The sequence below is a fragment of the Bacillus cereus group sp. N31 genome (genome assembly GCF_016483245.1).
Classification (GTDB): domain Bacteria; phylum Bacillota; class Bacilli; order Bacillales; family Bacillaceae_G; genus Bacillus_A; species Bacillus_A toyonensis.
The window spans coordinates 428,658-438,999 of record NZ_JAEHCH010000002.1 but is presented as its reverse complement, the minus strand read 5'-3'; the positions used below and the strand labels follow the sequence as shown (position 1 = coordinate 438,999).

Genomic DNA, 10,342 nt, shown 5'->3' with positions numbered 1-10,342 from the left:
AGAATTAAGTGAATATAAAGCAATTTATATGATTCAAGATCATCTGTACTTAGTATATGAAGCTATACAACAAGACACCCAAGAAGGATCAAAAATTTTCCTTCGTCTGTTTGACCTCTTACAGAAAAACGGACGGAAATCGCATCGATATGAGAAAAAGACAGTTTTTGATATTTTAGGTGTCGTTTATCAGTGTACTGTATCCAATCTAAAGCAGAAAACTGCATAATCTTTAAAAATACACCTTATCAAGGTTTATTTGGTATGCGTATTTTTAAAAACAAATAAACAAAATATCAAGCATGTAGGCAACATGAACAGAAGTTCATAGGAAACCCAACCTTAGCTTGATGGGCATGGGGTCCCATATCAAAAAAAGAAAATTGTACATTTGGACACAATTTAGACGCAAAATATCCAATTCCTTGTACGATAGGGAATCGGATATTTATTTTACTGTTTTATATAGTGTACAATTTCTCGCTTACTAGGTCTGTGTAGCAACCGAACCAAATCTTACTTTAAGTATTAGTGGACATCAAAAATAGTAATGACTAATCCAGATTAACATCCATCCGATTCACAATTACATATACCAAAATGTTAAATAGCTAAATAATACAAACGGTATGAAGTGAATTTCTACTCTTTTCATACCGTTTTAAATTTGTTTATAAGTTTCATACGAAAATCGTGGAAAGATGGCAGCATCTCTTTATAAACAAGGATCAAAAGTTACCATACCTGACAACGGAAATATTAATGTAACTCTAGTTCCTTTATTCACTTCAGATTCAATGCCAATTTTCATTCCTAATTTTGAGCACAGTTTTTCGCATAGATACAAACCCATTCCTGTACTTTTGCTAAATCTCCTTCCATTCTCTCCAGTAAATCCTTTTTCAAAAACTCTATTTATATCTTTAGTTATTATCCCTACTCCATTATCTTCTATAGTTAGTATTACTGAGTTAGTTTTCTTAATTGTGTATATACGTATCATTTGTTCTTTGTTATTTGAGTACTTTATAGAATTTCCTATTATTTGATTAATAATAAATTCAACCCATTTTCCATCACTATATACAATCTCATCAATATCCTGTATATCTAATTTTATTCTCTTATGAATAAAATCTCTATAATTTCTTCTAATTACAGTTCTTACTACATCATCAAGGTTGATACGTACAGATTTTAAATTCGGATGGTTTGCTAGCGTTTCGTTAAAGTGTTGGTCGTACGCTTTATAGGAAAAGCCCTAATTTACTTCTTCATATTCCTTCATAATTTTATAAAAGGTGTTTTTCTTTAGTTCTAACATTTCCATAAATATAACAACAGTTATTTCTCTATTCTTCCATTTTGAATGAGTTTCCTCTATGTATGTATAATTATATGTTTTATATCGCTTTAAAGGATATTTCTACATTTCTATTAAAAAATCTTTAATGGGCGCCAAACTTTAAAATAAAAGTCATAATTACTCCAAAAATAAAGGAAGACATACAAGAGGTACCGCCCATGCATATCAACTTAAGAAATTGATTGTTCCCCAAAACAAAAAAACACTACATTCTCATAAATCACTGTTGTAGTGATATGAATTTTTCGTTTTGGGATACTTTAAAATATTTGCTTGATAGGCATGGGGCAGCAGTCTAATATGCTTGAATTATAATCAGTGTAAGCAGCTAAAAAAGTAATTGCTGGAATAGAAGTTAAGCATATGATCAAAAAAGGACAAACTCTCCAAGGTGAGAAGTTTGTCCAAAACCATAATCTATTTGATTTCACAATATAAAATTCAATTCCGCTAACAATCTTTCTTTTTTCATATCCCACGATTTTCACATGAGAACCCAAAATAGTGGATTAGAATAATGATTTAATACTTGCTAGTACAGTAAGGATACCTATAATAATGACAAATACATTGCTCGCTTTTCCTTTATATTTAGCTAGTACCGGTACTTTATAGATCGCATACATCGGTAATAGACATAAGATAGCTGCTACTAACGGTCCGCTAAGAGCATCAATAAGTCCAAGAATACTTGGATTTGCATAAGCAACATACCAACATGTTAATACGACAAAAGTAAGGATGATTGTCTTAACTGTTTTTTCTCCTATATCTTTCCCACGTGTTCGACTGGACTTGATAATCATGTCACGCATTACTTCATATGCTCCTATATAGTGTCCAAGGAACGACTTTGTTATGGCCGTAAAAGCAATGATAGGAGCTGCAATAGTAATTACAGGCGAATTAAGCTCATTAGCAAGATATGACAAGATTGATAAGTTCTGTTCTTTTGCCATCATGAGATCATTTGGAGTCAAACTTAAGGTACTGCTCCAAACAAAGAACATAACAACAGAGAATGTCATAATATAACAAACTTTTTGTATTTGAGCACACTTGGCATTAGTAGCTTCTATTCCATAGGTAGCTCTTTGTTTCATAACAAATGATGAAATCATTGGAGAATGATTAAACGAGAATACGATGATTGGTAGAATCATCAATATCGTTCCAAAATATCCTGTTCCTGTTGAAGCAGTAGAAACATTTGAAAAACTAAGCATTGACGTATTCCACTGTGGAATCAAAGATATTGCGATAAAAAGTAAAGAAGCTATGAAAGGATATACTAGCATGCTCATTATTTTCACAGTGATATCTTGACCAAAATTTAGTATAGCGATAAGACCAAGTACTAATACAAGCGATAAAATGGCCCTTGGAGGCTCTGGCATATGCAATTGATGCACGATAAAACTACTTGCAGTATTTGTAAGTGCAACCGAATACATCAGCACGATCGTATAAATTGAAACAAAATATACTATGTTAAAAATAATACTTGCCTTATTTCCGAAATACTCTCTTATTGTCCCTGTAATCCCCTCATCAGCAGAATTAGAAGCGTAAATCATTTTAGCAAGCGCCCTATGTGAGTAATACATTACAGGATATGCCAGTATGGTAATTAGTAGTAATGATAATAAACCGCCTGAACCTGCATTTATAGGTAAAAAGAGTACTCCTGCCCCAATTGCTGTTCCAAAAAGGCTCAATGCCCAGGTAGTATCCTGCTTATTCCATTTTTTAGGATCTGGATATTTATCATTTTTTACTGCAGTATTATCAGCTTGAAATTCTATGTTTTTTGCAGTATTCCCATTCATATAATACTTCCTCCTTGTGTCCTATTCTTACGTCTCTTTTTAGACTTAGGAATATAGATTGTTCTTGAAAAATGAATTGCTTAAAAAGTGCGCCACATCGTTTACCCTTCTTCTCATTTGACCAAAATCAAAAATTCCACTAGTCTTCAACCTGATGGGTTTGTTACCACTTACAAAATGTTTCAGTTATATAGTAGTATATTTTAGGGGCAATTCCCCAATATACAGACATCCTTAGGCGAACAATAGAGAATAAGTTTGTTAATTTTTTCACAATGTATCCGATAATTGTTCATTGATCTGATTGTTTCTCTCCAAAGATTTTATTTTTAATGGAAATCCCTGTAGGTGTAGCGGCAATTCCGCCTAAACCTGTCTCTCTTAACTCGCGAGGCATTTGTCTTCCAACTCTATACATCGCTTCAATAACTTCATCAGCATTGATGATATTGTTTACGCCGGCTAATGCGATGTCCGCTGCGGCTAAAGCATTTGTCGCTCCAATGGCGTTTCTCTTTACACAAGGAATTTCTACCAAACCAGCGACCGGATCACAAACTAAACCGAGCAAATTTTGTAATGCAGTTGAAAAAGCTTCAGAAGATTGCTGTGGTGTTCCACCTGCAGCTTCTACCGCAGCTGCAGCCGCCATTGCTGATGCACTGCCTACTTCAGCTTGACATCCTCCATACGCTCCTGAAATACAAGCGTTGTTTGCGACTATCGTTCCAAATAACGCTGAAGTGAATAGAAAATGAATCATATCTTCATGACTTAACTGCAACGTATCTTTAATACTAAATAAGACTCCCGGGATTGTCCCACTCGCACCTGCTGTTGGAGTTGCACAAATAGCTCCTAATGCAGCATTTACTTCATTAACACCGATAGCACTTTGAATCCCTAGCACCATCAAATCGCCAGAAAGAGTTTTCCTATTTTCTCGATAATTTTTAATCTTAACAGCATCACCTCCGGTTAAACCGGTTGGAGAAAATACCCCGTCGCCCTCGATACTTTTATTTATGGCATTTTCCATAGTCGCTAAATTCCGTTCCATTTTACTCCAAACTTCTTCATAAGAAGTTTTAGTTTGTTTGATTTCCTGTTCCATTGCTAATTCATAAATTGGCTTTTGGCTTTTATTAGCTGCATCCACAATTTCTTTTATGGTCATATACATTTTTTTCACTCCTTAATGGAACTAAAGAATAATAAGGTTAGCTATATTACTTAAATTTCCCAATTCCTTCTGAGCATTACCAGGCAATAGAGAATCCAAAGCGAATGCATATAAATATTTCTTGTTATCTTCTAAACTATGAAAGTTGTTAATTTCCACATCATATTGTTTAAAGATCCTTCGTAAGACAAATTCAAAGTCAGCTCTTTCAGAAATCGCAATAATAACTGGCAATGGCCCCTGCAGATCTAAGCTAAATCCGTCAATTTCAACATGTTTGACTTCAATCAATCCACCACCGACCGAAATACCCATCGTTCTAATACTTCGACTTTCATCCTCTAAATGTACATCTGCCGTATTTGGATGACCTGCAGGACTATCACCCGCTTTTTCAATAAAGGTAATGTCAATTCCTTTAGATTCTGCTATTTTAATAGCATCTGGCACTTTGCTGTCATCGGCAGCAAATCCCAATATCCCAGCAATAATTGCAAAATCAGTTCCGTGACCTTTATGGGTTTCAGCAAATGATTCATAATACTTTACCACAACTTTTTTTGGAAGACCTTGAAATAATGTATTGGCAACTGTTCCAATAGCCAAGGCACCTGCAGTATGTGAACTTGAAGGACCTATCATTATTGGCCCAATCACATCAAAACAACTTTTGTATTTAACAATCTTTTTTTCTTTAATAGATGCTACATTCATATTCATATAAACACCCCCATAATTTGTTATTTTTAATTGCAGTTGAATCTAAGTTATTAAAATGACTGATTCAAAACAAGACCTCATTGAATGCGTTTTCATTCTCGTGTCAAATACACTTCCTTTTAATCACATACCTTTCTTAGAGTAATCATGTCAGTATGTCCAATTTTAAAAGGTTACTTGTAATGTCATTAGAATTTTTGCAAAAAACTAGGTTTGATACTTTCTCTAAAGGTAATAAATTTTCTCTCGACGCCCTCATTATAGCTTGTATATTTATGAGATCAATATTTTTTTATTTTTAGAAAGATTGAATAAACAGAATCTTGAATGAGTAATAGATTACACTTAGCATGTAGCAATTGTGTCCTTTGTTTGAAGCTGTATTAGTTACTAGAAAAGCAAAAATAACACAGAGTTCCTTTCATTAACACATTGATTATATTGAAAAATCATTATAATGATACTTATATTGTCCTTTGTTAAAACATCTAATTTTGGAAATGAAAGCTGTTGCAATAAATAATAAATGTAGATGACAATGAATCCATTAATGAAACATAAAATCATTTATTGATATTAATAATTAATTTTGTATTAATATACATTTTCAGAAAAAAGAAACTTCTTTTATACTCTTAACTTGAAGTACTACTTTGACAATATTCACTAATTTACACCATCGATATCTACAGTTATGGAAAACCTAATTAGGTTTAAAAAGAGAGAAGAACATTTGTGAGCTCTTCTCTCTTTTTTATTTACTTAAGATTACTATTCAAATTGCTTATTGCAATTACTTTAGCCTGACTTTTATATTATAAATCTAATTTCCATACTACTTCACAAGCTGATAAAAGGAAAAAAGTATCGATTCCGTCAAAATTAAATTATAAAAAAGCTTTGTTTTCCTGTAACAAATTATTTATCCTGCTATTCATTGGCAATACACTTCCACACTTAATAAATGTTCACTTTATATCCGTTTGCAATATTTGCACATACCACACCTCCGATAATAATAAGCAATTGTAGCGCCAAACAGAGCTAATCCCCAAATTGGCCATAATAGCTCTGGACCTTCCAATGCCCATCCCCTATGATCTAGCCCCCCTTTATTAATAAAACCCTCGGATGTACATCAAACCAGTTGAAGTAACCATTATGGAAACAAGTGAAGCACACAAAAAACAACTCCAAAATCCACTTTTATTGTATATTTTGGGTTACTTGACGTTTACCTTACAAACACAAGTAGAACAGTTCAAATCAATTGAACTGTTCTACTAAGGTTATTTCATTTTTTTAACCTAATCCCATTTTGACAAATTAAATTGCAGCTCCAACAACCACTGCTATCACAAAAACTAAATCACTATATATTTTATGTTTAACTAGTTTTATTGATTATAAGAATATTCATTTTGGTTTTGCAACACCCTCAACGTGAATACATGTACTTTTTCATACGGATATTACTTACCTCTGTAGGTTCATAATCTCTGAATGCCTAAGTAATTGTTTTAAAACAGTTACATCAAAACATAAATTTTAATGTTTAATGACTTTTGATATTTCCTGATATTCCAATGATTTTGAGCTACCCGACTGGATTTTTTTTGCTAATTCATTAGCATAGTTTGTTGTTGCCGGCGCAAATTTATTACGATCCCACTGATGATTTCTAGCGATTTGTTCATCAGACAGATTATAATATGAATAAGTTACTCGTCCTTGCACATCTGGAATTGGATCATCAAAAGTTGTATCAAGATGGTACCATTTCCCTTCAATTTTCACTTGATTCCAAGCATGTGGTTGTCCATTTCCAGTTCCTGTTACAATATGAGTTTCTATTCCAGCCTCTTTTAACAATTGATACGTTAATAATGCATACCCTTGACAAACAGCAGAGCGGTTTGCTAAAGCTTCATATGCTGTATAAGCTTGGAAAGAAGTATCATAAGAAACATGCTTTACAACATAATCATGGATTACTTTTACTTTTTCGTGTTCATCCATACCAGCTTTGATAATGGAATTGATAATTGATTTTGCTTGCGCCTTTACATAGTCCGTTTGTCCTTTGGATTCACGATATGTAATCTTTACTGTAAACGTGTAATTTCCTGGAATACCACGAACGGAATATTGCGTATGCGAAATATTATGATTCAAATATTCGTTAGATTCGACTGCCTTGTCATATTCTTTAACAAGTGTGTTTAGAACCTCATTAATATTAGAGTTTTGGGATTTGTATGTCATCGTTATATTTTCTTTTTGATTATTAATATGAGTTTTTATTTCATTTTGAAATGCGTCTAATAGTTTCCCATCAGGTCGTGAATTATTATTTACAGATGTAGTATTTGGATTCCAAACACCATTACTTTCAAGGTAGTACTGTTTACCATTATCTTGGATCCAGCCTGTTTGCATCGCTCCACTTCCATTGAAGTAGTACCATGCTCCATTTACCTGCTGCCAATTTGTTTGCATCGCTCCGCTTCCATTGAAGTAATACCATACTCCGTTTACCTGCTGCCAAGTTTTTTTGATCGAGCCTTTTCTTTTTATGTAGTACTTTTTTCCATTTTCTTGGTGCCATCCTGTTTGCATCGCTCCTCTTCCTTTGAAGTAATACCATGCTCCGTTTACCTGCTGCCAACCTGTTTGCTTCACACCGTTTACATTATAGTAATTCCATACTGATCCAGTTTGTTTCCAACCTGTATCGGCACTTGTGTAAGTAGCTACTGTTGATCCCATCACTGTGAGACCAACTGCCATAGCTAAAACTTTTATATTCTGTTTCATAAATCTAATATTCCCCTTCTCTTGACCTATTTATCTATCAAACATTAACAATGAGGGCGTTGCAAAACTAAAATAAATACTCAATATTATAAAATGACACTTTCATTAGTAAATATTACTCTCCTCACTAATTGTTAGTTAATTCAATCGAGATTTTACGAGCAGTTAATGTAGGATAAATTAGAACAACTAGCTAAAAGATGACGATGCAACTCTTTGTCTTTCCACTTATGAAACGCATAATACATGGCCTCTTTGTTATAAGAGTTATCTTAGTCAATATTAGCGATTAAAGCAAGATTTGACATTTATTTATCTATATAAACATATTAAACATATGGTGCGTGAAATTTTTAAACAGCGCATTAGGGGGGAATACAGGTCAAATGTTATGTTAATTATACGGAATTTAGATTTATTAACCATTTTGTTGTCGCTTCTGTATACTGAGTACCTGTTATAATAAGAGGTTCTTTACATTCGGGACGTTTGCTTTTTGCAATATTGACTTGATGATCTATGTCTTTCAAACAGCTTTTAATATTTAGGATTTTTTGAGAATCATATTGTTAGCGATAATAGAATGTATGTAATTACGAACATTTATGTGTTGAAATGAAAGTGAACGAATATTCAAAAATTAACTTTCATATTTATAATAAATAAAGAGCACTTTTTAATGTTTTAAAAGTACTTTTAATTTGATGTTGATGTGACGTAACCTTAAGTATTTAGAAATTAAAAAAAGTCCCTTAATAATGTTAAAGGAACCTTACTCACACAAATAATCTGTAAATCAATTCATTTTTGATATACAGATCATTTGTATGATAATTTTTATAAATAATTGCTAAATAGTGAATTTACATAAATGCTTTTAGAAGTTCTTGAACTAATGGGATTGCTCCACCTATAAATTTTAAAACTGCCATTGCGATTTCCATATTATTCTCTCCTCTTTTTTCGTATTAAGATGTGGTTAATCTTTATACCCTTATTATAGTAAGCGCTTACAATTATAACAATACATTTTTGTATGCAATATTGCATATTTATACGTTTAGACAAAATTAGACCTCTATTAGTCATTCTTTAATGGTACCATAGCGAGGTGAGAGTCTTTAAGGGTTCTCCTTAATAGGAGGAAATATGGAAAGAGTGCAAGAGATTGACAGTAATCTAAAATTTAAGGGTTGGGTTAAACAGGTATTAGCTGTAGGAGGAATGTTAGGGTTCTGCTACTTAGTGCTATATGTTTTCTGTTTCTTAGTTACTATGTAAATATTATACAACTAAACTAGTAGAGTCTTGCCTAGAGCGGTAAGGCTCTTTTGTTTTGTATGAGATGAGCAAACTACATACAATACCTCTCAGGTTTGTCAGATTACTCTGTATGGCGCCTTGTTTCTCTAGGTTCTAGGAACATTAACTCCTATCATTGAAAGGTAAATAAACTTCTATTTAAAAGTTTCCATTTCTATTGAAAACACAATTGTATTGATAAAAAATGTCTTTTTACTAGATACATATTAAAAAGACAGGCATAAGTTATATTACGCTTTGGTAAAATCTTTTTATCTTTGAAAAGGACTTACATCTGATTAATAGATTTGAATCCTTTTTGCATATTGTCATCTTTATATTATCATATAAATATAATATATTAAAAACAATTTAAATGCAAAAATACTAGTATGGATACTGCAAGTATTTTTCAAAATAACGTAAACTATGCGGAAAAATAAAATAAGCTGCCCATATGGACAGCTCATTTACATAATTATCGTTATCGGAATTTAACCCTCTAATATTCATTCTAGAAAGTATCCTAGCCAAAAGCGGATGTTTAGTCGCTTTGTTTGAATTATGATTTTAGTAAGGAGTTTTGCTTTATCGCTTACAGATAAAGCATTATCTTTATTTTCAATCGGAGTTTCCCTTTCTTTTGATAAATCATATAGGTAGTTTAATGTCTTAATAAATCCTTTTAATGAAGATGATATTATCCTTGGATTCCATTCACCTTCGCCATGTTCCGCAGTATATATTGGTAAATATCTTCTACTCATATCTACAAAGATAGGGTTTCCATATTCCTCCTCGTGCCCTATGACAAACCGAGACTGTCTCCAATCTCCTTTATTATCTATGCTATACCCCAATTGTTCCTTTTCTAATGCACTATTACTATAAATTATTAATCCACTATATCCAATAGATAGTTCTATTTCTTTAAATGTGTCTAATAGATTATATAATTCGTTAATTTGTAATTTCATCAGTACCCTCACGCAAAATGCTTTGTATATCACTCGATTTAATTTTTCTATTGTAATTATTAAATATTTCGCATTATATGGAAAGTTAAATTAAGTAACTAAAACAAGCACTCTATACATGTAAGGTTAATATAACGTCTCATTATCA

At 32.4% G+C, this 10,342-nt stretch carries 5 protein-coding genes and 5 pseudogenes; 2 read left to right on the top strand and 8 right to left on the bottom strand.

What is annotated here, in order from left to right:
- A pseudogene (locus JDS81_RS06490) lies at positions 1-229 on the top strand (IS4 family transposase); the annotation flags it as partial.
- Positions 230-715: 486 nt separating this feature from the next.
- Here JDS81_RS06490 and JDS81_RS06485 read toward each other — a convergent pair.
- A pseudogene (locus JDS81_RS06485) lies at positions 716-1,186 on the bottom strand (ATP-binding protein); the annotation flags it as partial.
- A 507-nt stretch (positions 1,187-1,693) separates the two neighbouring features.
- On the opposite strand from JDS81_RS06485, the pseudogene JDS81_RS31035 reads away from it, so the two are divergent.
- Positions 1,694-1,804, top strand: a pseudogene (locus JDS81_RS31035) (IS6 family transposase); the annotation flags it as partial.
- Positions 1,805-1,875: 71 nt separating this feature from the next.
- Here JDS81_RS31035 and JDS81_RS06480 read toward each other — a convergent pair.
- The 7 genes and pseudogenes from JDS81_RS06480 to JDS81_RS06455 all read right to left on the bottom strand — a co-directional run bounded on the left by JDS81_RS06480 (position 1,876) and on the right by JDS81_RS06455 (position 10,194).
- Entirely contained in the window at positions 1,876-3,195 is a 1,320-nt protein-coding gene (locus tag JDS81_RS06480) for an aromatic amino acid transport family protein (protein ID WP_097954190.1), read from the bottom strand.
- 292 nt (positions 3,196-3,487) lie between these two features.
- Entirely contained in the window at positions 3,488-4,378 is an 891-nt protein-coding gene (gene sdaAA, locus JDS81_RS06475) for an L-serine ammonia-lyase, iron-sulfur-dependent, subunit alpha (RefSeq protein ID WP_097954189.1), read from the bottom strand.
- Between the two features lie 21 nt (positions 4,379-4,399).
- A complete protein-coding gene (gene sdaAB, locus JDS81_RS06470) occupies positions 4,400-5,098 on the bottom strand; it encodes an L-serine ammonia-lyase, iron-sulfur-dependent subunit beta (RefSeq protein ID WP_097954188.1) in 699 nt (232 codons plus the stop codon).
- Positions 5,099-6,071: 973 nt separating this feature from the next.
- Positions 6,072-6,276: pseudogene (locus JDS81_RS30275) on the bottom strand (hypothetical protein); the annotation flags it as partial.
- A gap of 370 nt (positions 6,277-6,646) precedes the next feature.
- On the bottom strand, positions 6,647-7,915 hold the full coding sequence (locus JDS81_RS06465) for a transglutaminase domain-containing protein (RefSeq protein WP_199688498.1): 1,269 nt from the start codon (positions 7,913-7,915) through the stop codon (positions 6,647-6,649).
- Between the two features lie 863 nt (positions 7,916-8,778).
- Positions 8,779-8,965 (bottom strand): annotated as a pseudogene (locus JDS81_RS06460) (hypothetical protein).
- A gap of 761 nt (positions 8,966-9,726) precedes the next feature.
- The gene (locus JDS81_RS06455) at positions 9,727-10,194 is read right to left on the bottom strand and encodes a hypothetical protein (RefSeq protein WP_000775812.1); all 468 of its coding nucleotides are present in this window, start codon (positions 10,192-10,194) and stop codon (positions 9,727-9,729) included.
- Positions 10,195-10,342: the final 148 nt, after the last annotated feature.

Bases quoted from the DNA above. Each gene is read 5' to 3' on its own strand.
- JDS81_RS06480 (WP_097954190.1), bottom strand. From the start codon at position 3,195: ATGAATGGGAATACTGCAAAAAACATAGAATTTCAAGCTGATAATACT.
- sdaAA (WP_097954189.1), bottom strand. From the start codon at position 4,378: ATGTATATGACCATAAAAGAAATTGTGGATGCAGCTAATAAAAGCCAA.
- sdaAB (WP_097954188.1), bottom strand. From the start codon at position 5,098: ATGAATATGAATGTAGCATCTATTAAAGAAAAAAAGATTGTTAAATAC.
- JDS81_RS06465 (WP_199688498.1), bottom strand. From the start codon at position 7,915: ATGAAACAGAATATAAAAGTTTTAGCTATGGCAGTTGGTCTCACAGTG.
- JDS81_RS06455 (WP_000775812.1), bottom strand. From the start codon at position 10,194: ATGAAATTACAAATTAACGAATTATATAATCTATTAGACACATTTAAA.